The sequence below is a fragment of the Vibrio sp. S234-5 genome, from assembly GCF_000960595.1.
Lineage (GTDB): Bacteria > Pseudomonadota > Gammaproteobacteria > Enterobacterales > Vibrionaceae > Vibrio.
Window position 1 is genome coordinate 73,140 of sequence record NZ_JZAM01000228.1, and the last position, 23,464, is coordinate 96,603.

At 49.8% G+C, this 23,464-nt stretch carries 25 protein-coding genes and 1 tRNA gene; 13 read left to right on the forward strand and 13 right to left on the reverse strand.

Annotated features, from left to right (window positions below; all coding sequences use genetic code 11):
* Positions 1 to 7 precede the first annotated feature (7 nt).
* The 9 genes from UF06_RS13925 (at position 8) to UF06_RS13965 (ending at position 7,797) form a co-directional block, all read left to right on the forward strand.
* Positions 8 to 454 carry an acyl-CoA thioesterase gene (locus UF06_RS13925; RefSeq protein WP_045570977.1) on the forward strand — a complete coding sequence of 149 codons (447 nt, stop codon included), beginning with the start codon at positions 8 to 10 and terminating at the stop codon, positions 452 to 454.
* Entirely contained in the window at positions 448 to 1,068 is a 621-nt protein-coding gene (locus tag UF06_RS13930; protein WP_045570978.1) for an outer membrane lipoprotein carrier protein LolA, read from the forward strand. Before UF06_RS13925 ends, UF06_RS13930 begins: the two co-directional genes overlap by 7 nt.
* Entirely contained in the window at positions 1,058 to 3,367 is a 2,310-nt protein-coding gene (locus UF06_RS13935; RefSeq protein ID WP_045570979.1) for an MMPL family transporter, read from the forward strand. The genes UF06_RS13930 and UF06_RS13935 overlap by 11 nt, the downstream gene beginning before the upstream one ends.
* Positions 3,364 to 3,972 (forward strand): DUF3261 domain-containing protein, encoded by a 609-nt coding sequence (locus UF06_RS13940; protein ID WP_242402017.1) that lies wholly within the window; start codon positions 3,364 to 3,366, stop codon positions 3,970 to 3,972. Before UF06_RS13935 ends, UF06_RS13940 begins: the two co-directional genes overlap by 4 nt.
* Before the next feature lie 14 nt (positions 3,973 to 3,986).
* On the forward strand, positions 3,987 to 5,174 hold the full coding sequence (locus UF06_RS13945; protein ID WP_045570981.1) for a beta-ketoacyl-[acyl-carrier-protein] synthase family protein: 1,188 nt from the start codon (positions 3,987 to 3,989) through the stop codon (positions 5,172 to 5,174).
* Positions 5,167 to 5,631 (forward strand): hotdog family protein, encoded by a 465-nt coding sequence (locus UF06_RS13950; RefSeq protein WP_045570982.1) that lies wholly within the window; start codon positions 5,167 to 5,169, stop codon positions 5,629 to 5,631. The genes UF06_RS13945 and UF06_RS13950 overlap by 8 nt, the downstream gene beginning before the upstream one ends.
* The gene (locus UF06_RS13955) at positions 5,628 to 6,353 is read left to right on the forward strand and encodes a 3-ketoacyl-ACP reductase FabG2 (protein ID WP_045570983.1); all 726 of its coding nucleotides are present in this window, start codon (positions 5,628 to 5,630) and stop codon (positions 6,351 to 6,353) included. Before UF06_RS13950 ends, UF06_RS13955 begins: the two co-directional genes overlap by 4 nt.
* Positions 6,350 to 7,579: a beta-ketoacyl-ACP synthase gene (locus UF06_RS13960; protein ID WP_045570984.1), complete on the forward strand. Its 1,230-nt coding sequence runs from the start codon at positions 6,350 to 6,352 to the stop codon at positions 7,577 to 7,579. The genes UF06_RS13955 and UF06_RS13960 overlap by 4 nt, the downstream gene beginning before the upstream one ends.
* 141 nt (positions 7,580 to 7,720) lie before the next feature.
* Positions 7,721 to 7,797 (forward strand) — tRNA-Pro (locus UF06_RS13965).
* Between the two features lie 317 nt (positions 7,798 to 8,114).
* On the opposite strand, the gene UF06_RS13970 is transcribed toward UF06_RS13965, so the two are convergent.
* From UF06_RS13970 to UF06_RS13985, 4 genes are all read right to left on the reverse strand, one after another.
* Positions 8,115 to 9,314, reverse strand: a complete 1,200-nt coding sequence (locus tag UF06_RS13970; RefSeq protein ID WP_045570985.1) for a NupC/NupG family nucleoside CNT transporter — start codon at positions 9,312 to 9,314, stop codon at positions 8,115 to 8,117.
* Positions 9,315 to 9,537: 223 nt separating this feature from the next.
* Complete coding sequence (locus tag UF06_RS13975; protein WP_045570986.1) at positions 9,538 to 10,482, reverse strand: LysR family transcriptional regulator; 945 nt, start codon at positions 10,480 to 10,482, stop codon at positions 9,538 to 9,540.
* A 58-nt stretch (positions 10,483 to 10,540) separates the two neighbouring features.
* A complete protein-coding gene (locus UF06_RS13980; RefSeq protein WP_045570987.1) occupies positions 10,541 to 11,512 on the reverse strand; it encodes a lytic murein transglycosylase in 972 nt (323 codons plus the stop codon).
* A gap of 44 nt (positions 11,513 to 11,556) precedes the next feature.
* Complete coding sequence (locus tag UF06_RS13985; protein WP_039445542.1) at positions 11,557 to 11,838, reverse strand: YcgL domain-containing protein; 282 nt, start codon at positions 11,836 to 11,838, stop codon at positions 11,557 to 11,559.
* A 175-nt stretch (positions 11,839 to 12,013) separates the two neighbouring features.
* Here UF06_RS13985 and minC point away from each other — a divergent pair, with 175 nt between their 5' ends.
* Genes minC through minE form a run of 3 tightly spaced genes read left to right on the forward strand, consistent with a single transcriptional unit; the run spans position 12,014 to position 13,776 of the window.
* Positions 12,014 to 12,676: a septum site-determining protein MinC gene (gene minC, locus UF06_RS13990; RefSeq protein ID WP_045570988.1), complete on the forward strand. Its 663-nt coding sequence runs from the start codon at positions 12,014 to 12,016 to the stop codon at positions 12,674 to 12,676.
* Between the two features lie 20 nt (positions 12,677 to 12,696).
* Complete coding sequence (gene minD, locus UF06_RS13995; protein ID WP_039433895.1) at positions 12,697 to 13,509, forward strand: septum site-determining protein MinD; 813 nt, start codon at positions 12,697 to 12,699, stop codon at positions 13,507 to 13,509.
* Positions 13,510 to 13,512: 3 nt separating this feature from the next.
* Complete coding sequence (minE, locus tag UF06_RS14000) at positions 13,513 to 13,776, forward strand: cell division topological specificity factor MinE (RefSeq protein WP_039424871.1); 264 nt, start codon at positions 13,513 to 13,515, stop codon at positions 13,774 to 13,776.
* A 98-nt stretch (positions 13,777 to 13,874) separates the two neighbouring features.
* Here the strand turns inward: minE and rnd are convergent, their stop codons facing one another.
* The 8 genes from rnd to UF06_RS14040 all read right to left on the reverse strand — a co-directional run bounded on the left by rnd (position 13,875) and on the right by UF06_RS14040 (position 21,611).
* The gene (rnd, locus tag UF06_RS14005) at positions 13,875 to 14,990 is read right to left on the reverse strand and encodes a ribonuclease D (protein ID WP_045570989.1); all 1,116 of its coding nucleotides are present in this window, start codon (positions 14,988 to 14,990) and stop codon (positions 13,875 to 13,877) included.
* 87 nt (positions 14,991 to 15,077) lie between these two features.
* On the reverse strand, positions 15,078 to 16,775 hold the full coding sequence (fadD, locus tag UF06_RS14010; protein WP_039464413.1) for a long-chain-fatty-acid--CoA ligase FadD: 1,698 nt from the start codon (positions 16,773 to 16,775) through the stop codon (positions 15,078 to 15,080).
* Positions 16,776 to 16,901: 126 nt separating this feature from the next.
* Complete coding sequence (locus tag UF06_RS14015; RefSeq protein ID WP_045570990.1) at positions 16,902 to 17,756, reverse strand: alpha/beta hydrolase; 855 nt, start codon at positions 17,754 to 17,756, stop codon at positions 16,902 to 16,904.
* The gene (locus UF06_RS14020; RefSeq protein WP_045570991.1) at positions 17,756 to 18,310 is read right to left on the reverse strand and encodes a Slp family lipoprotein; all 555 of its coding nucleotides are present in this window, start codon (positions 18,308 to 18,310) and stop codon (positions 17,756 to 17,758) included. Before UF06_RS14020 ends, UF06_RS14015 begins: the two co-directional genes overlap by 1 nt.
* 42 nt (positions 18,311 to 18,352) lie before the next feature.
* Positions 18,353 to 18,649 carry a hypothetical protein gene (locus UF06_RS14025; protein WP_045570992.1) on the reverse strand — a complete coding sequence of 99 codons (297 nt, stop codon included), beginning with the start codon at positions 18,647 to 18,649 and terminating at the stop codon, positions 18,353 to 18,355.
* 35 nt (positions 18,650 to 18,684) lie between these two features.
* Positions 18,685 to 19,386 (reverse strand): tRNA (adenosine(37)-N6)-threonylcarbamoyltransferase complex dimerization subunit type 1 TsaB, encoded by a 702-nt coding sequence (gene tsaB / locus UF06_RS14030; RefSeq protein WP_045570993.1) that lies wholly within the window; start codon positions 19,384 to 19,386, stop codon positions 18,685 to 18,687.
* The gene (locus UF06_RS14035; protein ID WP_045570994.1) at positions 19,387 to 21,306 is read right to left on the reverse strand and encodes an ATP-dependent DNA helicase; all 1,920 of its coding nucleotides are present in this window, start codon (positions 21,304 to 21,306) and stop codon (positions 19,387 to 19,389) included.
* Positions 21,307 to 21,413: 107 nt separating this feature from the next.
* A complete protein-coding gene (locus UF06_RS14040) occupies positions 21,414 to 21,611 on the reverse strand; it encodes a hypothetical protein (protein WP_045570995.1) in 198 nt (65 codons plus the stop codon).
* Positions 21,612 to 21,806: 195 nt separating this feature from the next.
* Here UF06_RS14040 and purU point away from each other — a divergent pair, with 195 nt between their 5' ends.
* Positions 21,807 to 22,640: a formyltetrahydrofolate deformylase gene (gene purU, locus UF06_RS14045; RefSeq protein ID WP_045570996.1), complete on the forward strand. Its 834-nt coding sequence runs from the start codon at positions 21,807 to 21,809 to the stop codon at positions 22,638 to 22,640.
* Positions 22,641 to 22,691: 51 nt separating this feature from the next.
* Here the strand turns inward: purU and UF06_RS14050 are convergent, their stop codons facing one another.
* The gene (locus UF06_RS14050; protein WP_045571054.1) at positions 22,692 to 23,294 is read right to left on the reverse strand and encodes a VOC family protein; all 603 of its coding nucleotides are present in this window, start codon (positions 23,292 to 23,294) and stop codon (positions 22,692 to 22,694) included.
* Positions 23,295 to 23,464 lie beyond the last annotated feature (170 nt).

Genomic DNA, 23,464 nt, shown 5'->3' on the forward strand with positions numbered 1-23,464 from the left:
AGGTTCTATGACAGACATACTTTACCCTCTGGAAGCGGAGGTGACGTTGGTCACCTCCTTTCAAGACGCCGATCCGATGGGCGTGATTTATCACGGTAACTATTTTCGCTTTTTTGAAGAAGCTCGCCGGGTAATGATGGAGAAAATCGATTACGGCTATCTCAAAATGACCGAATCGGGCTTTATGTGGCCAGTGATTGATGTTCAGGTAAAGTATGTCCGAGCCATTGCGTTTAATCATCCGATTCGGGTCAAAGCCCGCCTGACGGAATGGGAAAATCGGCTGCGTGTCCACTATGAAATCTACGATGCTCAGACTGGTCAACGCATGACAAAAGGCCACACCACCCAAGTGGCGGTGGGGATTGAAGACAAAGAGATGCGCCTTGCCTCGCCAGCGGCACTCCTTGAGCGTGTGGCACAGTGGCATCAGCATGGAAAATATCAATGCTAAACCGCTTGAAAAAACCGCTTTGTCTACTGCTAAGCCTGTTCTCTTTCGTCACCTTTGCCAAGGTGGACAACCTAGATTCGCTGCAAAAGCAGCTCTCTAGTCATGCTCTGGTGCGCGGCCAGTTTACCCAGCTTCGCCATTTGCAGATGTTTGCCCAGCCCCTCAGCTCGCAAGGTCAGTTTGTGTTGGATAAGCAGCACGGTTTGCTGTGGCAACAAACAGCGCCGTTTCCGGTCAATTTGGTGCTGACACAAGATAAACTCAGGCAGAGTATTGCTGGTCAAGCGCCAGAGGTGATCACGTCGGCACAAAATCCGATGGCATTTTACTTCAGCCGGATTTTTTTAGCCGTATTTCATGGCGATACCAACGCCTTACAAAACGAGTTTGACCTGTCACTCAGCACCGATGATGCCAAATGGACGCTGACCTTAGCGCCAAAATCCGCCCCTTTAAATGCGGTGTTTGAGCGTATTGTTTTGCAGGGCGAAGATGAGATAGAGCAGATTGAACTGCTGGAAAAACGTGGCGATCGCAGCGAAATACATTTCCAAGCACACAGCCATCAACCCGCTCAATTGACCAGCACGGAGCAGCAGCAGTTTGCGTTTTAAATCTCCTCTCTTCGCCTTTGGCTGGCTTGCACTCGTGATCGCCGCGCTCATTCTACTGCTGAAACTGTGGAACCAAAGCGCAAGCGCCCCGATCGAAACGGATATTCTCAAGCTTTTGCCACAAGACAAACAAAATCCCGTGGCCGAACAAGCCTTCTCGCACATGGCTGATTCGATGGGCAAACAGGTGGTGTTTGTGGTGGCTAACCAAGACGCCTCCTCTGCTTTTTTAGCCAGTCGCCAACTGGCGGAAAAGCTGCAACAAAGCGGCTATTTCCATCAAGTGATTGGCGAGATTGATGCCAACGCTCAGCAGCAGTGGGCCAACTACTATTTCACTCATCGCTTTCAGTTTCTCACTGCACAGCAGCGACAAAGGCTCAATGAACAACCCCAGCAGCAAGTGCAATACGTGATTCAGTCGTTGTATAACCCCTTTTCCGGCGTGACTGGCACTGAGCTCGCTAACGATCCTTTTCTGATGTTTCGTGATTATCTCAATGAGCTCTCACAGCGCGCGGGCACGTTTAAGGTACGCGATGGATTCCTCACCCTGGAGAAAGATCACACCACCTATGTGTTGCTCAGCGCACAATTAGCCGATTCGCCGTACAGTTTGGATGCCCAACGCGCGGTCGCGCAGATTTCACAGTGGCAACAGCAACTGTCGACTCAGACGGGTAGTGAGTTTTACCATACGGGGGTGCTGTTTTACGCCGATTTTGGCACTCAAAGCGCCAAGCAAGAGATCAGCACCATTGGCATGGCATCGCTTGCAGGCATTGTACTATTGATGCTTTGGGTGTTTCGTAGCGCCACCCCACTGCTACTCGCCCTGCTGTCTATCACTATCGGGCTACTGGTGGCGTTTTGTGTCACCTTGTGGCTGTTTGGCAAAGTTCATCTGTTCAGTTTGGTCTTTGGTGCCAGCCTGATTGGCGTTTCGATTGACTACGCGTTTCACTACCTCACTGACCGCTTAGCCGCTGGCAGAAAGTGGCACAGCATCTCGGGGCTGCAACACATTTTTGCCGCCATCACCTTAGGTTTGATCACCAGTTTAATTGGGTATTTGGGCTTACTGATTGCGCCTTTTCCCGGTTTACAGCAGCTTGCGCTTTTCTCCGCAACAGGCCTTCTTGCTGCCTACTTAACCGTTGTCGCTTGGTATCCCTGGCTGGCTGCGCGCCCATCAAAAGAACGCTCTTTACCGGGCCTTGCTCTCTGGCAGGCTTGGCTTGCCTGCTGGCAACAAAAACGCGTCGCTGTTTATCTTCCCGCAGCTATTGCCCTAGCCAGCCTACTCGCCGTTACCCAGATCCGTTACGACGATGATATCCGCCAGTTGCAAGCACTGCCGCCACAGCTCAAGAGCCAAGAGAGTGTCATCGCACAGCTCACTGGCGTGCACGCCTCACAGCAAATGTTGCTTGTTCGCGCCGAGAACAACGAAAAACTGCTGCAGCGCTTAGAGTCACTGGAACCCACGCTGGCCGATTGGCAACATAAGGGGCTCATTTCTGCTCATCAAAGCCTTGCACAAACGATCCATTCGGTCACCCAGCAGCAGCAGGATTATCAGTTAATCAAAGCGCTTTATCAGGGGTTTTCCGGCTCACTGAGCCAAAGTTTGGGGCTCAAGCAGGTCGCCAGCTTCGATGCGGCTTTTGATCCGGTCTTTTTACAAGATTATCTGCAATCTCCCGTCTCCGAGCCGGTGCGTTTTATGTATCTTGGGCTGATCGACGAAAAGGTTTCTGCCGCAATTTTGCTCAAAGAAGTCAGTGATTCAAGCGCAATCAAACAGTTTGCCGAGCAAGATGCCGAAATCCTTTATCTCAACAAAACAGAAGATATCTCGCAGCTGCTTAGCCAGTATCGCCTCAAAGTGATGGAACTCATCGGCGCCGCTCTGCTGGTTATCTTCAGCTTACTCAGTTGGCGCTACGGAGTGCGACACAGCGTGCGCATCGTTCTACCATGTCTCATCGCCTGCCTTGCTGGTCTGGCAGTATCTGTGTTCACTGGCTCCACACTCAATCTGTTTAACCTGCTTGCGCTGGTGTTGGTGATTGGCATTGGTATCGACTACACCTTGTTTTTTGCCGAGCAACAAGCAAGTCACAGCACCTTGCTCGCGGTGACACTCTCCGCCATCACCACCCTGCTGTCGTTTGGCCTGCTAGCACTGAGTGCCACACACGCCATTCACAGTTTTGGCCTAACGGTCCTAAGTGGCATTTTTGTCGCATGGCTTCTGGCACCAATGGCGATTGACAACAAAGGAAAATCATCGTGACGCTTTCACGCTTATGGCTTTTGGCCATCGTCAGCTTTGTGCTGCAAGGATGCGCTCTGACACCGTCTGCTCCACTTTCAACAGTGCAGATAACGCCAGAGGTCAAGGTCACCTTACCCTCACCAAGTGAACTGGGCCAACATATCAGCGCCACTCAGCTCATCACGGCCACGTGGCAGGCAGAACAAGGCCAGCAGACCCAGCAGCTTCCTGTACAGTTGCAAGTCGATGCGAATAAAGTGGTGTTGGCGGGTTTCTCGTCGTGGGGAACACGGCTGCTCTCACTAACTTATCAAGATGGCGAGATAGAAACGCAAGTCTTAAGCGGGTTAGAAAATACCCTACCGCAGCCGGAGCAGGTTCTTTTTAATCTGATGATCACGCTCTGGCCGCAACAAGCTTGGGAAGCACCGCTAAATCAGGTAAAGTGGCAACTTATTGATAGCACCAATCAGCGCACCATCATTGATAATAACGGGAAAGAGACGCTCCAGATTGAGTATGAGAATGGCCGCGGTTTTGACGGCACTGTCCATTTTTACTCGGTGCAAAATCACTACAGTATTACCATTGAGACGCTCAACTACCAGATAACACAACCCTAACTGTAATAAGCCAAATGAATTCGCACTCTTTTCAACCCATTTATATTCATGGCTGTGGCTTTCATTCTGCATTAGGTTCAACCCCAGAGCAGATCCATCAATGCCTAGCGCTAAACCGCAGCGAACAAATGATCGTTGAGCCTTCGCTGCTCAACACTCAAACCGCAACGGTCGTCGGAAAAGTGACCCAACCTTTGCCTGACATGCCGCTGCAACTGACGGATTATGACACACGCAACAACCGTCTAGCGCTCTCAGCGTTAAAACAAATTGCAGCGCAAGTCGAGCAAGCCAAGCAGCGCTTTGGCTGTCATCGTATCGCGGTTGTCATCGGCTCAAGCACCTCCGGCATTGCCGACGGTGAAATCGCCTATCGAGAGAAGATCCAAAGCGGTGCATTTCCTCACAGTTTTCACTACCGAAAACAAGAACTCGGCAACGTCAGTGATTTTGTCGCCGACTATTTCGCCCTCACAGGCCCAAGCTACGCCATCTCGACCGCTTGTTCATCCAGCGGCCGCGTGTTTATCTCGGCCAAACGCTTGTTGCAAACGGGTATGGCCGATGCTGTGATTGTCGGCGGCGTAGACACCCTGTGCCGTCTAACCCTCAACGGTTTTAACGGTTTAGAAGCATTGTCAAACCAGCATTGTCAGCCCTTTAGTGCCGATCGCGATGGGATTAATATCGGCGAAGCAGCGGCTTTTATGTTGCTGAGCTTAGAATCCAGTGATGTCGCTCTGCTTGGCTGCGGCGACAGCTCAGATGCGCACCATATTTCCGCACCTCATCCTCAAGGCAACGGCGCTGAAGAAGCGATGCAAAAGGCACTGCTCGATGCCCATCTTTCTGCCGAGGATATTGGCTATGTCAACGCACACGGTACTGCTACCCCACTCAACGACAGCATGGAAAGCAAAGCCATCTATCGTGTATTTGGTGACAAAGTGCCCGTCAGCTCAACCAAGCATCTCACCGGTCATACCTTGGGCGCCGCCAGCGCGGTAGAAGCGGCTATCGCTTGGAACATCCTCAAATACGATCTGGATTTGCCGCAGCAAGGATGCCAGAACAAAGCAGAAGATATTGCAATCCGCTTGGTGGAAACGCCTACCAAGCTTAAGAAGAAAGCGATTTTAAGCAACTCATTCGCCTTTGGTGGCAACAACATTGCGCTAATTTTTGGACTCACTCATGAATAACCTTGCTGACATCGCCACTCTGCTGCCACACGATGCGCCGATGATTTTGATTGATCGCGCGATAGACGTACAGCCAACTCGCATTCACTGCCAAGTAGACATTGGTGAACACAATGTCTTTTTTGACAGCGAAACATGCAGCATTCCCGCTTACGTCGGCATTGAATTTATGGCTCAGTCGATTGCCGCTTGGTCTGGTTATCATGCACTGCAGAAAGGCGAACAACCACCGATCGGTTTCTTACTCGGCAGCCGCCGTTATCAAGCCCATTGCGATCTTTTCCTCCAGGGCCAAACGCTGGATATTTTCGCCGAACAAATCATGCAAGACAGCGGTATGGCCGTCTTTAGCGGTCAAATCGAACTGGCTGGCCAATTGCTTGCACAATGCCAGTTGAATGTTTACGTACCAACCGAAGAAAAATTACAAGAAATGAAAATCAGGAGTCAACAATGACCCGACAAGTGTTAGTCACCGGGGCCAGTAAAGGAATTGGTAAAGCCATTGCGATTCAATTGGCAAAAGATGGGTTTTCCGTCGCCGTTCATTACATGGGAGATAAAAACGGCGCTGAAGAAACCTTAGCAGCCATTCAGGCACAGGGCGGCACAGGCCGTTTAATCCAGTTTGACATCAGTAATCGCACCCAATGCCGAGAACAGCTTGAAGGCGACATCGCCGCTCACGGCGCATATTATGGCGTGGTCAACAATGCCGGTATCACACGCGATACTGCGTTTCCAGCGATGACAGAGGCAGAATGGGATGGCGTGATCCACACCAATCTCGACAGTTTCTACAACGTGCTGCACCCATGCGTCATGCCGATGGTGCAAAAGCGTCAAGGTGGACGCATCGTCACGCTGGCATCGGTGTCTGGCTTGATGGGCAACCGTGGCCAAACCAACTATGCAGCGGCAAAAGCGGGTGTGATTGGCGCAACCAAATCGCTGGCACTTGAACTGGCGAAACGCAAAATCACCGTTAACTGTGTTGCGCCCGGCTTAATCGATACAGGTATGGTCGATGAACACGTCAAAGAACATGCATTACCGCAAGTGCCGATGCGCCGTATGGGGCAACCTGAAGAGATTGCTGGTTTGGTCAGCTATCTGATGTCCGACATCGCCGGGTATGTTACCCGCCAAGTGATTTCGGTCAACGGAGGTTTAATATGAACCGCAGAGTCGTTGTCACTGGCATGTCTGGTGTGACCGCGTTTGGTCATGATTGGGCCTGCGTTGAGCCGCGTCTCAAAGCCTTAGAAAATGCCACGCGCTACATGGAAAACTACGCGCAATATGAAGGGCTAAACACAAAACTCGCCGCCCCCGTGGTCGATTTTGAACTCCCATCGCACTATAAACGCAAGCAGGTACGCGGCATGGGGCGCGTCTCCAAGCTCGCCACCGTCGCAACGGAAAATGCGCTCAAGCAAGCAGGCTTAATAGGTCATAAGGTGCTAACCAATGGCCAAACCGGTATCGCGTATGGGTCATCAACTGGCTCTACCGATGCGATCGGTGCTTTCGGCGTGATGCTCAACGATAAAACCACCAAAGCGATCACCGCGACCACTTATGTACAGATGATGCCACACACCACCGCAGTCAACGTTGGGCTGTTTTTCGGTTTACGGGGCCGAGTGATTCCCACCAGCAGCGCCTGCACGTCAGGTAGCCAAGCGATTGGCTATGCGTATGAGGCCATCAAGCACGGTTACCAAACCGTCATGGTCGCAGGTGGAGCAGAAGAGTTATGCCCGACAGAATCCGCCGTTTTTGACACCCTTTTTGCCACCAGTCTGAAAAACGATGCACCGAAAACCACGCCGAGCCCTTACGACAAAGATCGTGACGGGCTGGTGATTGGCGAAGGCGCGGGAACACTGGTGCTGGAAGAGTATGAACATGCGGTGGCTCGAGGGGCGAAGATCTACGCAGAAATTATCGGTTTCGCCAGCAATTGCGATGCGGCGCACGTCACTCAGCCACAAATGGAAACGATGCAAATCTGCATGGAGATGGCACTGCAAAACGCCAATCTACATCCGAAACACATCGGCTACGTGTCGGCCCACGGCACCGCCACCGACAGAGGTGACATTGCCGAAAGCAACGCCACACAAAATGCCGTCGGCAAGGTGCCTATCAGTTCACTAAAGAGTTACTTTGGCCACACGTTGGGCGCTTGCGGCGCAATTGAAGCTTGGATCGCGATTGAGATGATGAACAGCGGTTGGTTTAACCCCACTCTCAACCTCAACAATCTCGACCCCGAATGCGGCGATCTCGATTACATCACAGGCAACGGGCGCGAGATGGATATCGAGTATCTGATGAGCAACAACTTTGCTTTTGGTGGCATTAACACCTCGATCATCTTTAAACGCGTACGTGATTAACTTTGCCATTACGGCGCTCAATATTGTGGCTCACTTTTTCTGGCCATTAAATGCGCAAACTGGTCATTCTATCAACGAGCTTTTATTGTTGTGAAACAAAGTGTTGACCTAACCAGAACTTCCGATTAGAGTAGACGCCATCGGACTGTAGCGCAGCTTGGTAGCGCACCGTCATGGGGTGTCGGGGGTCGGAGGTTCAAATCCTCTCAGTCCGACCATACACCTAGAAAGAGAGAGCTTCGGCTCTCTCTTTTGCTTTCTCGCCTAAAATAGCTTAACAGCGCCAATCTTCAATCCTTATCTCTTCATCATTTCATCATTTCATCATTTCATGTAACCGCTTTTTTGGCCGTCCATCAAATGCTCCTACTTGTCGCTTTGCATGAGAAAGAAAGGGAATAGCAGTGGGAAAGGCGCGAACCGCGTAGAGAAGAGTTACAAGAAAATCAGGGAGAAGAGAAAGAATAAAGGCAGACAGCATCGGCTTTGTCCAGAAGTGACAATGCTATCTGCCAAGTTCAATGGCGTAGACGAATTACAAGCTTAAGATCACACCAGCAATCGAGGCGCTCATTAGGTTTGCCAGCACACCAGCGGCAATGGCGCGAAAACCATAGGTCGAGATAAAGGTACGTTTCTCCGGCACTAAGCTACCTAAACCACCAATCAGCATCGCCATGGTCGAAATGTTGGCGAAACCACACAGCGCAAACGTCACAATCGCTTGAGAGTGAGCACTTAGTTGCTGTTTCACTTCCATCAACTGAATAAAAGCGACAAACTCGTTAACAACGATCTTATTGCCAATCAATGAGCCTGCGGTGATCGCTTCTTGCCAAGGAATACCTAGCAGCCACGCGACGGGAGCAAATAAATAGCCGAGGATCAGCTCAAAACTCAGGCTGATACCAAACCAGCTGCCAATCCAACCCAACATGCCGTTTAACAGCGCAATCACACTGACAAACGCCAGCAGTGTCGCGCCCACCGCAACGGCAATGCGTAGCCCCGACATCGCGCCATCGGCCATCGCTTCCACCACATTGGTGGCTTTTGGCATTTCAATGTTTTCCATCTGTGCCGCTTGTGGCTCAGTTTCTGTCTCTGGCATGAGGATCTTCGCCATTAACAGGCCCGCTGGTGCCGACATAAACGCAGCAGCAATCAGATAGTTCAGTTCTACACCGAGCGAGGCATACCCGACCAAGGTACCACCAGCAACCGAGGCAAGACCACAAGTCATCACTGCAAAAAATTGCGAATCACTCATGTGCTTTAGGTACGGTTTGACCACAAGGGGGGCTTCAATCATGCCGACAAAAATATTCGCCGTCGCGGAGAGCGATTCAGCCCTTCCCGTACCGAGCAGTTTCTGTAGGCCACCACCAATCAAATTGATCACTTTGGGCATCAAGCCAATGTGATACAGACCCGAGATCAGCGCGGAGAAGAAAATGATGATCCCAAGCACGTTAATGGCGAAAGTGAAACCGCCGGTTGCCAAACCGCCGAACAGAAAAGCGATGCCTTCCTGCCCATAGTTGATCAATCCTGACACAGCGCCCGTCACTGTATTCAGCGCATTTTTGCCCGCAGGAACATAGAGCACAAGTAAGGCAAACGCGACTTGCAGACAAAACGCCAGTAGTACTGTTTTCAAACGAATGTTTTTTCTGTTGGTAGATAATAGCCACGCGACAACGATAATGGCCACAATACCCAGTAAAGAGTTCATAGAAGGTTTCCAGAGAGAGGGGGAACAAGGAAGGCGCGGATTGTATAGTGACAAACGCGGGATGCAAGTCGGGAATGTTAATAAAGTGGAACAGGAAGAACAGCAGCCAACGCCTATACACTTAACTCTTTGAAAAAAATCAAGATAAACGTTTGCTATTTGGTATTGTTTCCATATAAGGAAAATGTTTCCCAACAGAGAAATAATATGTGACGAAAATCACTCAATGCGCAATGGTGATATAAGGCAACAGCTTTTGATCCCAGTGACATGGTGCGCCGATCTTTTGCCGAATAAATTCGATCACCGCTGAGGTTTTCTTTGGCATGTGTTGACGACTTGGGTAGACCGCATAAAACGGCATTTGCTGGCTGGCGCGCCATTCTGGCAATAGCTGAATCAGTTTTCCGCTGCGAAACTCATCACTCAGCAAATAGGTGGCAAGATAGCCTATCCCCCATCCGGCAATCGCGGCATCGCGCACTGCTTCGGCCAAATCAACGGAATAGTTGCCTGCTACTTTGACGCATAACTCTTCGTCGGCGCGGCGAAAAGCCCAGCTGGTGTAATCACGTTCCCAACTGCGATAAATCAAACAGTTATGCTCGCTAAGGTCCGTTGGATGTGCAGGCGTGTCGTGACGCATTAAGTAGTCGGGTGACGCAGCAACCACGAATTGGCAATCGGCCAAACGCTGGGCAATATACCCCTCTGGCAATTTCTCGTGGTTGGTGATCCACACATCCAGCCCTTCGTCTAACATATCCACTTTATAATCAAACAGGTGCAATTCGACTTGCAATTGTGGGTAGCGCTGACGCAGCTCGTCGATCGCAGGCAGCACATGCAACGTACCGAAAGATTGCGACAAACCGATACGCACCAAACCAGCCACCTCATCACGCTGGCTCTCCATTTCAGACTGCGCATTGTTCACCGCTTGCACCACCTGATGGCAATGACGATAAAAGCTCAGCCCTGCTTCGGTCGGCGTAAAACTGCGCGTGGTGCGCTGAATCAGCTTGATGCCAAGCGAGGCTTCGAGTAACGCAAGCTGCTTACTGACGTGTGAAACCGACACACCTAAGCTTTTCGCCGCCTGAGTGAAGTTGCGATGTTTAACCAAGGCGGAAAAAACCACCATTTGTGCTGCGCGTTCAGATAACATGTTGTCGTTAAGAAGGCCTTGCCATCACGCAACGCATGAGACAAGCCTAAGTTGGTGGTTAATCTTTAATGCGATCAGCCAGATGGCTAACGGCCAGAGCGAAGTAGTGAGAGCGGTTCCACTTCATTAGTACATTGTAATTGTTGTACACCAAGTAAACCCGGCCATTTTCATCATCCGGCATCACCAGCCAGGCTTTGATATCTTGATTGAGCATCGGCAACGCCCCGCCCACATAATTGGTAATACCTAGCTTTTTCCACTCTTGCAAATACTTACCTTTGGCTTCTTCCCTGCCCTGCAAGGAAAGGTCAAACCCTTTAGGGATTCTTACTTGCCGCCCCCAAGTGTACTTGTCATCCCAACCAGACTGGCTGAGATAACTAGCGGTCGAGGCAAATACATCGTGGGTATTGCTCCAGATGTCCTTTTTGCCATCACCATCGCCATCAGCAGCGTAGGCCAAAAACGAACTGGGCATAAACTGACATTGCCCCATAGCTCCCGCCCAAGAGCCTTTAAAATTCTCGTATTCAATGTGTCCTTGATCGAGAATCTTCAACGCCGCCATGGTTTCGGCGCGGAAAAACGCCTCGCGTCGCCCTTCATAGGCCATAGTCGCGAGCGCGTCGACCACAGGAAAATTGCCGGTAAATTTACCGAAATTACTTTCTACGCCCCAAAGCGCGACAATAAAGCGCGCTTGCACGCCATAGTGTTCAGCAATTTGCTTCAGTTCTGCGCCATGTTTTTGGTAGAGATCTTTTGCCTGCTGTACTTTCCAATCGGGCACCGCGCGTGGAAGATACTCATCCAGCGTCAGTTTTTTTTCTGGTTGATTGCGATCCGCTTTTACCGCTCGGGGCTTGTACTCGACATTGTGAAACGCCTGCGCAATGGTTTGTGCGCTAATACCTTCCGAGCGCGCTTGTGCTTTCAAGCGTTCAATATACTGCTCGAAACTTTCCGAGTTCGCCCATACCGAAGCACTTAGGCTCATACCGAGCATCGCTGTTAACAGTGTTCTCATATTGCCCTCCTTGAGCCAATCGGCCCGCAAACCCAGCCACGCCGTTAATCTGACTTCTGCTGCGCTTTGCGTTCTTTATGTTGTTCGAGAAGATTTTTCGGTGGTGGCGGCAGTTGCAAGAAGAAACCGTCATTTATTAGTGATTCGCGAACCTTCTCGACACTGACCAACGCCAACGTACGACCTTGCAAATTTATCGTCATTACTGGCAGTGGCTTACCAAACATTGCCATTAATTGTTCAGGAACTTTTGAAAAATCATCCTTTTTAGGAATGTAAAGATATGTGCCTTCTTTCTTAGAACTTTTATAGATAGAACAAAGCATGACAAGCCTTTTTTGTTAATTTCCGCATCCGACACGCGAAATTTAATTAAAACGTAATTTTTCAGACAAAATCACCTAAATGACCGCAAGATAACTTGCTGCGTGCAGGGATGAAATATAACATGACAACCTTAGTAAAAGACAACGCTCTTTCAATAAAGGCAAGAAGTATCGGATGTCTCGTACCCCTGATTTAAAAGGTAGCAGCTTCACCTTGTCGGTGTTGCACCTAACAGATTGCTCGGTCGACAGCGCCATTGAATTTGTGCAAGAAAAAGTTGACCAAGCACCGGCGTTTTTCGCCTCTGCCCCAGTCGTGATCAATATTGCCGAGGTCGAAGGCGATATCGACTTCGACCGCCTGAAACAGGGGATTGCAAAAGCGGGCTTGATCCCAGTTGGCATTACGGGCTGCAAAGATAAGCGCACGCAAAATCTCGCTTCACAAGCGGGTTTCGCCATTATGTCAGCCAGCAAATCACCGACCCAAGCTCCGGCTAAAATTGCTCCGACGAAAGTGGTGCGTACGCCGGTTCGCTCCGGACAACAAATTTATGCCAAAGACGCGGATTTGGTCATTTTAAGTCACGTCAGTGCCGGTGCCGAAGTGATTGCCGATGGCTCGATTCATATCTACGGCACCCTACGCGGGCGAGCTATCGCTGGCGCGAGTGGTCAAAAAGAAGCAAGAATACTCTGCCATGATTTGCAAGCGGAGCTGATCTCCATCGCTGGAAACTACTGGCTGAGCGATCAGATCGACCGCGAATTCTGGCAACAAAAAATTATGTTGAGCCTAGTGGATGAATCACTCCACCTCGAATTGCTCACTCTTTAAAGATTAGAAAGGAAAACACAATGGCACGCATTATTGTTGTTACGTCTGGCAAAGGTGGGGTTGGTAAAACCACGTCAAGCGCCGCCATTGCCTCTGGCCTCGCGCTACAAGGCAAAAAAACGGCCGTGATCGATTTTGACATTGGCCTGCGTAACTTAGACCTTATCATGGGCTGTGAACGTCGCGTTGTATACGATTTCGTCAACGTGATTAACGGCGAAGCCACCCTCAATCAGGCGATGATTAAAGACAAGCGCACTGAGAACCTGTTCATTCTGCCTGCATCGCAAACCCGCGATAAAGACGCACTGACCAAAGATGGCGTAAAACGCGTGCTGGATCAATTGGATGAAATGGGCTTTGATTTTGTCATTTGTGACTCGCCAGCAGGCATCGAGCAAGGCGCGCTGATGGCGCTATACTATGCAGATGAAGCGATTGTGACCACCAACCCAGAAGTCTCTTCGGTTCGCGACTCCGACCGGATTCTCGGTATTTTGGATTCAAAATCACTGCGCGCCGAGCAAGGGCTTGAACCCGTGAAACAGCACCTGTTATTAACACGTTATAACCCAACTCGTGTGAGTCAAGGCGAGATGCTCAGCGTGGAAGACGTGGAAGAGATCCTGCACATCTCTCTGCTTGGCGTCATTCCAGAAAGCCAAGCGGTGCTAAATGCTTCGAACAAAGGGGTGCCAGTCATTTTTGATGAAGCATCGGATGCTGGTATGGCTTACGCGGATACGGTCGAACGTCTACTGGGTAAACAGGTGGATTTTCGTTTCCTGACGGAAGAGAAGAAAGGACTGTTCAAAAGACTGTTCGGAGGCTAGTTTATGTCACTTTTAGAGTTTTTCCGCCCACAAAAAAAGAGTTCTGCCAGCTTGGCGAAAGAACGTCTGCAAATTATTGTGGCGGAACGTCGTAGCCAGAACGATCCCGCGCCTTCTTATCTTCCTCAGTTAAAAGAAGATATTTTGAAAGTGATCAGCAAGTATGTTGCCGTTGACCCGTCGATGGTCGATCTCACTTTCGAACATAAAGACGATGATATTTCGGTTCTGGAGCTGAACGTCAAGTTACCCGACGAAGAGAAATAAGCGCAGGCGCTGTAAAAACACATATTGTTGTGTTTTGCTTACAAAAAAAGACAGACGATCAAACCATCTGTCTTTTTTATATTCCGCATATTCCGCGCTTAGATTAGCGCATTCATTTTTTCGCCCAAAATGGGCAAACGCCAACCTTGCATCAGATCCGGCAAACTCTCTGGATCGCGATCCTTTTTCCACACCCAGGTAATCAACTGGTTAATTTGCTTCTTCGATGCCAAAAACTCTGAGGCCAGACCGGTGTTTTTCGTTGCTAAGGTCACTTGATCTTTGAGCTGCTTAAACAGCTGCTTATAACCCGGCAAGTCCATCAAACGGTCTATCTCTTCAGGATACTCGTCAGCCGGCGTCGTTAGCGCTTCTCTAACGATGGCCGCAATTTTATTGCCATGGCGCTGCACGGAACGTAAATCCATCCCCTCTTGCTCCATGCGTTTAAAGCTAGTGAGGCCCAAACGGGCAACCGTTAGCAAATCTTGCTCTTTAAAGACAAAGTTGAGCGCCAAGTCACGACGAATTGCCTCCTGCATTCGCCAAGTCGCGAGCGGCTTCAAGATGGCCAATTCACGCGGTTTAAGTTGCCATGCCCCTTTGATCTCGAGATAGGCGTTTGCTAAATCTGGGGTGCGCACGCGTTTGCCCGCCAGTAGTTCACTCTCTTGCTGCGCGGCTTGCCACCAGCCGGCCTGCTGCACTTGGTCTCGCAAAATGTCATACAGCGGCAGCAAATAATGCACGTCAGCCGCGGCATACTCCAGCTGTTTGTCTGACAATGGGCGCGCTAGCCAATCCGTGCGGGATTCACTTTTATCCAGTTGAACGTGCAAATATTGCTCAACCAAAGCGGCAAAGCCAGTAGACAGCCCGTGACCGAGAAAGGCCGCCATAATTTGCGTATCGACCATGGGAACTGGCGTGCAACCAAAAGCGTTGTGAAACACTTCTAAATCTTCGCCGCAAGCGTGCAGCACTTTAATCACCGCAGTGTCTTGCAACAACTCAACGAAAGCATCCATCTCTTTCACTGTCGTTGGGTCGATGAGCGACAAGTTTTCCCCGTCAAATAACTGAATTAAGCCAAGTTGAGGATAGTAGGTTCGCGTTCGAACAAATTCGGTATCCAACATCACCACATCCGCTTGTCGCGCTTGGTGGCAGACCCTATTGAGCTCTTTTTCATCGGTAATAATCTGATAATTCACTCGTCACTCGCTATCGCTTGAAAATAAAAATGCCAGCCTGAAAACATAGGCTGGCATTCTAGCATTGATTGTTACACTTTGCGCGGATTACGCAGCGGCATCATTTTTCGCCAGTTTTGCGTCGTTCTCGTCACGCAATACTCGGCGCAATATTTTTCCGACATTAGTCTTGGGCAGCTCTTCGCGGAATTCAATCAGCTTCGGCACTTTATAACCGGTGAGATGCTGGCGACAGTGGTTGATGATTTCTTCTTTGGTCAAACTTGGATCACGCTTCACCACGTAGATTTTCACCACTTCACCAGAGACTTCATGTGGTTGTCCAATGGCGGCCACTTCCAGCACTTTACCATGCAGCGCAACCACATCTTCGATCTCATTCGGATAGACATTGAAACCGGAGACCAAAATCATGTCTTTCTTACGATCAACAATGTGCAAAAAGCCCTCTTGATCGAACTTCACCACATCCCCGGTCGATAACCAGCCTTCGCTATTGATCACTTCTTTGGTCGCTTCCGGACGCTGCCAGTACCCCTGCATCACCTGCGGGCCGCGCACTTGCAGCTCACCCGTTTCGCTGTTGGCTAGGGCTTCGCCTTCATCATTGACAATACGCACCTCGGTTGAAGGAACAGGCAGGCCAATTGAACCGTTGTAATCAACCAAGTCGTGCGGATAGGCGGCAACCAGAGGTGAACACTCGGTTAATCCGTAACCTTCAAGCAGGTAGCAACCTGTGGTTTTTTTCCATTTTTCCGCCACCGCCCGCTGCACCGCCATGCCGCCGCCCACAGCAAGTTTGAGATTGCTGAAGTTCAACTCGTGGAAATCTTCATTATTAACCAAGGCATTAAACAGCGTATTGACCCCGGTAATCGCAGTAAAGGGATACTTTTGCAGCTCTTTAATGAACCCAGGAATATCTCGAGGGTTGGTAATCAGCAGGTTACGGCCACCCATTTCGATAAACAGCAAACAGTTCACGGTCAGCGCAAAAACGTGATAAAGCGGCAAAGCCGTTACCACTAACTCACGCCCCTGACTCAGGACAGGACCATACATGCCTTTGGCTTGCAAGACGTTTGCCACCATATTGCGGTGGGTGAGAATCGCGCCCTTTGCCACGCCTGTGGTACCACCCGTGTATTGCAAAAAGGCGATGTCATCGCCGGTCATAAACGGTTTGACGTATTGCAGGCGTCGCCCTTTGTGCAGCGCTTTACGCATTGAAATCGCCCCAGGCAGATCATACTTAGGCACCATGCCTTTGACGTATTTGACGACAAAATCAACAATGGTACCTTTCGCGCGTGGCAACATTTGCCCCAAACTCGTCAAAACCACGTGTTTCACTGGCGTATTATCAACGATTTGCTCAAGCGTGTTGGCAAAGTTGGAGACAATCACAATCGCTTTGGCGCCAGAGTCGTTTAACTGGTGTTCCAGCTCGCGAGGAGTGTAAAGAGGGTTGACGTTAACCGCGATAAGACCGGCGCGCAACACGCCAAACAGCGCAACTGGGTATTGCAGCAGGTTTGGCATCATCAAGGCAACACGATCGCCTTTTTTCAGCTTGAGCTCGTTTTGCAGATAGGCAGAAAAAGCACGACTGCGTTCTTCTAATTTGCGAAACGTCATCACCGAGCCCATGTTCATGAACGCAGGCTGGTCGGCGTACTTTTGCACCGATTGCTCAAACATTTCCACCAGCGATTCATACTGGTCTGGGTTGATGGTTTCAGGTACGTCACTTGGATAACGTGAAAGCCATGGTTTTTCCACGATGTTACTCCTCGTCAATAGCTGGCTAACGAAAGACTTTTGTCTTGCGCAATAGCGTCCTTTCTTATTTTGTTCGCTATTACAGCACAGCCGTCATGCTTGAGCACGAAACTCTCAAACACTTGTTTAAATTTTGTTAACTACACCAAGAATTCGCTGAGCCACCTCGAGCGATTGCTCTAAATGACAATGATGACCGCCCGCAACTGTCGCGATTTTTGCAGGATTGCTCACGTTTAAGTGGCTGAAATCCTTAAGCTCGCGAAAGCCATTTTCGCCTAATATGACCAGATGAAAACAAGAAATCTGCTCTACCATTGTTGCAGCATGTTTGTGGGACATGCGATAGAGCGAGTCGCATTTCAATTTTGCATCATGCCGCCACTGCCAAGTGCCTTGCTGCTCAATCACTGAGCGCTCGACGATCGGCCGTAACAGATCTGGAGAAAGCTGATTTGCCATCACGCGAAGGCGTAGTGCCTCGTCAAAACTGGCGAGATTACGGGAGGGTTTGGTACGCAAACGATTACGGCTGAGCACCCCTTGCCTGAGCCTTTGAACCGCGTTTTGCGGGGCTTCAGCCAAAGGCCCGTAACCTTCTATCTGAACCAGTGCATCCACCTGTTCAGCAAAGGCGGCACTATAGCAACTCGCAATCAATGCACCAAGAGAATGGCCGACTAACAGCAGTCTGTTTGGCGATAAAATGTGCAAAAACTGATGAATATCATCAATGTAGTCGTGAAAAGGGTAAAAATTGCCCGATGCTTTGTGGTCAGAATGCCCATGCCCCGGCAGATCGATCGCACACAGATGCAATCTAGGGCAAAGATGATGAAGATGCTGCATAACAGAGAGAAAACTGGCGGCGTTATCTAACCAGCCATGAATAAAAACGACTGATAAATCAGCCGTTTTTGCATCACCAATCTCAAGTGCCGCGAGACTCAAGTCCGCCAGCGTATAACGGGAATCACGCATTAGTTGACGTCTTTAATGATTTTTCCATCACGAGGGAAATCACGCAGTTGGCGGCAAGAAATGGAGTAACAAGGATAGAGATAAGTGGAAGTGTCGTAAACTCGGACTCGCTCTTCGATGGTCCAGAGTCGGTGACCATAAGCTTGGATCACAGGGAAGACGTAATCATAATCACCAATTTTGCCTTTTTCTTCACCGCCAGCTTGCCCCACAACCGTCATTAGACGACCCTGACTGAATGCGACAGGTTCAAGATACCCAGGAAGGTAGACAACAAAACGGCCACTAGGCTCTTGGCCGATATCGGGCTTGCCTTCTTTACTTATCGGCAAATTAACCAGTTCGATTCGGGTTTTATCTGATAGATTATCGACTTTGGCAATCACACCACCAAGACGAACTTCCTCTGTGACTTGGCCTTGCTGCTTGGCAAAGGTTTTGTAATCCGTTAGCACAGACTCATTGCGCGCATTGAGCTCTTCTGGCAGCGAACTACAGGCACTGACGGTAAACAGCGCAACCAGTGTGAATAGTAAACGGCACTCTTTTTTCATCTTTCACTCACCTTTAACGTTTCAATGCACATTGCCAGAGCGCTACACGTAGATATCGACACCAACGAGTTGGGCAAGTTCCTCTCTACGCGCTTGATTCATTACATCCATATACTCTTCCATCGCTCGGCGCGCGCGTCCTTCAGGAAGGTCGTATTGCAACTGGGCACGCTCTACATCCGCTTGAGAGACATGACGGATGGAATGCGCCACCGCATCGGCCACCTTGGAAGGTTGTGCGACTTGTTGCTGGCTTTTATTGACCTTTTTACGGCTGCTCTTATTGGTCCGGCCCGTGCCGGGAATAATCGCAGGAGGTAAACCATTAATTGAGGCCATCGCATTCCACCATTATTATTCAGTGAGTTGGGCGACTACTCTCGCCCAGGCAATTTCTTCCACGCAACGTTATCACGCAGATACACCGGGCTCGAGTTTTCAACCGCGACGGTGTTTCCCGCTGCCCATTCGTGACCTGCTAACACCACAATATCTTGCGCGTCTGGATAGAGGATGTCGCCTTTTTCAACAGAAATGGCCAATGCGCCCAACGCATCGGAGTACGCATCCCAACCTGTTCCCGCTGTCGTCCAAGTCTGTACATCTGAGTCTAACTGCGCCGCCAAATCGGCAGGGGGAATAACACATTCGTCATCTACATTCTGCCAACGGCCATCTTCTTGGCGCTGGTAACGTCCCCAGTACACTTCGTTCATTCGTGCATCAATCGCCGTCGCCACATGAGTCGCCCCATTTTGACGATAGCTGCCCTGCGCCATCGCCGCCAGTGTCGAAATGCCAATCATGGGCAAATCCGCACCAAACGCTAAACCTTGTGCAATACCAATGCCAATTCGCACGCCAGTAAAACTGCCCGGGCCTCGGCCGAACGCTAGCGCATCCAGATCATGCAAAGTCAGCCCTGCTTCTTGCAGCACTTCGTCCACCATAGGTAACACTTTTTTGGTATGGTCACGCGGAGCCACTTCGCTGCGTGAGAAAACTTGCTCACCAACTAGGAGTGCCACAGAGCAGTTTTCCGTGGCTGTGTCGATAGCGAGAATTTTTGCGCTCATTTAGTTCTCTGTTTGTTCTGTTAGAAATTGTTGAATGATGTCCAGATCGCGTGTTCTTGGGATCGGAGGGAGACTGGCGAGGAAGACGCCACCATACTCACGGGTCACCAAGCGGTTATCACAGATAATCAGTGCGCCGCGGTCTTTTTGATCGCGAATTAGACGTCCTACCCCTTGTTTTAAGGTGATAACGGCATCAGGCAACTGGACCTGTTCAAAAGGTTCTCCACCCCGCAAGCGGCAATCTTCAATTCGTGCTTTGAGCAAGGGGTCATCGGGTGATGTAAAAGGAAGTTTGTCGATGATAACACAGCTTAACGCATCACCTCTAACATCAATCCCCTCCCAAAAAGCGCCTGTCGCCACCAGTAGCGCATTACCCAGCACCATAAACTCTGCCAGCGTTTTCTGTTTACTCATTTCCCCTTGCAGCAGCACGGGCAAACTGAGCACCTCGCGAAAGCGTTCACCCAGTTCACGCATCATGCTGTGAGAGGTACAAAGGAAAAAACAGCGCCCTTGGTTCGCTTCAATCAACGGCGCTAACATACGCACCAGTTTGTCGGCTAAACCGGGGCTATTGGGTTCAGGCAGATAGCGCGGAACACAAAGACGCGCCTGCTGCTGATAATCAAAAGGGCTAGGCAGCGAGAACTGTTTCGCGGGTTTTAGCCCCAATCTTGCGGTGAAGTGGCCGAAATCGCTATTGACCGCCAAAGTCGCGGAGGTAAAAATCCACGCGCCCGGTTTCATCTCAATCTGCTCGTGGAACTTATCGGCCACCGACAGCGGAGTAATGTGCAGGGTGAAATGACGGGGGGAGGTATCAAACCAGTAAGAATACCCCGTTACGCTGGTATCGCACACGCGCTCCAAGCGCGCTTTGATCAAATTGGCCCGCTCAAAGGCCGTATCGAGCAACTGGCAGCGCCCGAGCGCCAATTTAAGCACATCGATGGTGAGATCTAACGCATCGACTAAGCGCTCGACTTCACGCTTTATCGATGGTGACTGCAACGCATCACGCCAGTTGCCACGAAAACCGGGCTCTCCCAGCACAATGCGCATATCCATCGAGGTTTGCACCAGCTTATCGCCCACTTTTTGCAACTGACGCATGTCTTTCACTTCCGTGCGATAAGCAATCTCGATGTCTTTGGCGAGATCGTGGATCTGTCGGCTTGAGAGTGATTGTCCAAAATATTCGCTGGCGATATCCGGCAACTGATGGGCTTCATCGAAAATAAACACATCGGCTTCCGGGATCAGTTCGCCAAATCCGGTCTCTTTGATCGCCAAATCGGCTAAAAATAGGTGGTGGTTAACCACTACCACATCGGCATCCAGCGCCTTTTTGCGTGCTTTAAGGACAAAGCAATCTTGATAGCTCGGGCACTCTTTACCCAGACAATTGTCATTGGTTGATGTGATGGTCGTAATCAGCGGGCTGTCTTCTGGCAAATCGTCACAATCACCCAGATCGCCCGTTTTGGTCTCCGACGACCAACTGCGCACTTTGACCAGTTGACTCAATTGCGTCGAATCGGCCTCATGATGATGCACTTCCACCATTTGTCGGCTGAGCCTGTCTAAGCAGAGATAATTCGAACGTCCTTTTAGCAACGCAACCTGACCATAAAAACCCAACGCATCGACCATCAACGGCAGATCGCGGTGAAAGAGCTGCTCTTGCAAGTTTTTCGATCCAGTACTGATAATGGTTTTCTTGCCGCTCAATAATGCAGGTACAAGATAGGCAAAGGTTTTTCCGGTTCCGGTGCCTGCCTCCACCACCAGTTGACTCTTGTCTTGAATCGCCTGGCTGACCGCTTCGGCCATGTCAATTTGCGGCTGACGAGCCTGAAATCCAGGGATGGCTTTGCCTAATGCGCCTTTGGAAGAGAAGGTTTTGGCTATCATTCTGTATGCTGGTGATGGATAAGTGGGGCTGATTATGGCAGTTTTGCGAAGCCGAGGCGAATCGGATTTGGCTCGCCTCGCAGTGATGTAGAATCTATGCTGTTCGATTATTTGCGATTCAGGTAACGGTTTAGCCATGCCGGACCGCTAAAATGTTCACCCTCTAAAATGACTTTGGCTGCTTCTGCTGGGGAGGCGCGATTTTGCCACATCTCCGTAATAAGCTCCTCATCGATTTCGTGCTGACCGACCAGAGTCGAGACTCTTTCTAGGTACAGTTTTCGAGCCAATAGATCTTTGTCCATAAGTTACCACCTTGTGTATCGTTTTGACGGCTCTTCTCAGCAATCCTCTTTAGCAAAACGTTTGGCCCAGAGAATATGTTGAAACCAAATTAATAATAGATTATCTATTAGCCTTGTATTGCGGTTTAGCTCACTATTCGACGCCCAAACAATTATTCGTACCATAAAAAAATTATTCACGGAAGTATCTTAAATATGGAAAAGAAAACACTACTGACTCATTGCTCAGACGCGCCGGGTCTGATCTCGAAAATCACCAACATCTGTTACAAACACCAACTTAATATCATTCACAACAATGAGTTCGTAGATAACGCCAGCGGTCATTTTTTCATGCGCACCGAACTGGAAGGATACTTCAACGATCACACCTTTCTCGCCGATCTAGACCAAGCTTTGCCAAGCGGAGCAAAGCGTAAACTGGTCAGCTCTGAGCGCAAGCGCATTGTGATTTTGGTAACTAAAGAAGCCCACTGTCTGGGCGATATTCTGATGAAGAACTACGATGGCAGCCTCGATGTCGAGATCGCCGCTGTGGTTGGTAACTACGACAAATTGCAGACCCTTACCGAGCGTTTTGATATTCCATACCATTATGTGTCGCACGAAGGGTTAAGCCGCGAAGAACATGAACAGAAAATGCTGGAGGTGGTTGACCGCTACCAGCCGCATTATCTGGTGCTGGCAAAGTACATGCGCGTCTTGACCCCAGCTTTTGTCGAGAAATACCACCACAAGATCATCAATATTCACCACAGTTTTTTGCCAGCGTTCATCGGTGCCAAGCCTTATCAACAGGCCTATGAGCGCGGCGTCAAGATCATTGGCGCCACTGCCCACTTTGTCACCAATGATTTAGATGAAGGGCCGATCATCAAACAGGACGTTATTCCTGTTGATCACAATTTCAGTGCGCAAGATATGGCGCAGGCTGGGCGTGACGTGGAGAAAAATGTCTTGAGCAAAGCGCTGAATAAAGTGCTTAACGACCATGTTTTTGTCTACGGCAATAAGACCGTGATTCTCTAAGATTTGACTTAGCAGTGAATGAGGGTTGCCAAGTGGCAACCCTCTATTTTTTTAATGCGCGTTTTGTTCCGATTCAACAATGCGTTTGAGGGAGTGCGGATGAAGCTTAATACAGACGCCTTGGTACTTAAACGCCACAGTTGGGTTATTCAAACGCTCCCCCTCCCCTTTCGGGCTCGACAGCTTGGTCTTCACACCTCGTTCTTCCAGCTTGGCAAACTGAGCACCAAAAGCGGGATAGGTATGCTGTAAGTCCTCTAGGTATGCCTCGGCACTTTGCGCGTGCGAAGGCACGACAAATTCCACATGCTCCCAACTTTCGCTGTGGTAAGTTTTCCCCGGTGCAGGGTATGGCAACTCCAAACATTCGATTTTCCAGCCACGCGCATGCAATGGTTGCTTGAAGGCGATCACGATAATGGGCCGACCATTGATCATCGCCTCGGAAATAGTCTCGCCATAATCAGACCAAGCCAGATGCGCCGCCTTGGCAAGATGTGCTTGATTAATTCGCAGCGCCAGATGATCAGCCTGAGCTAAACTCAAATCTAATTGCAGCAAATCAGCTAAAGACTCAATTTTTTGCATAAAACCGTCTAAATCTTCAAGCATTTGCACAGGTGTCAGGCGTTTTTCTTCTAGTAATCTATTCATTTTGCTCTCACGAAAGCTCGGATTTTCGGCCTCATAGTAGCAACTCCATCGCAAAATCGCAGGCATTTTCATCTTGCTGGAAAAAGTCGAAATTTCACCAAATCCTCTCTATATGATCACCAAGAAAATTGTTATCATTAGCGTCATTTTTGTGAACTCAAACAGAACCC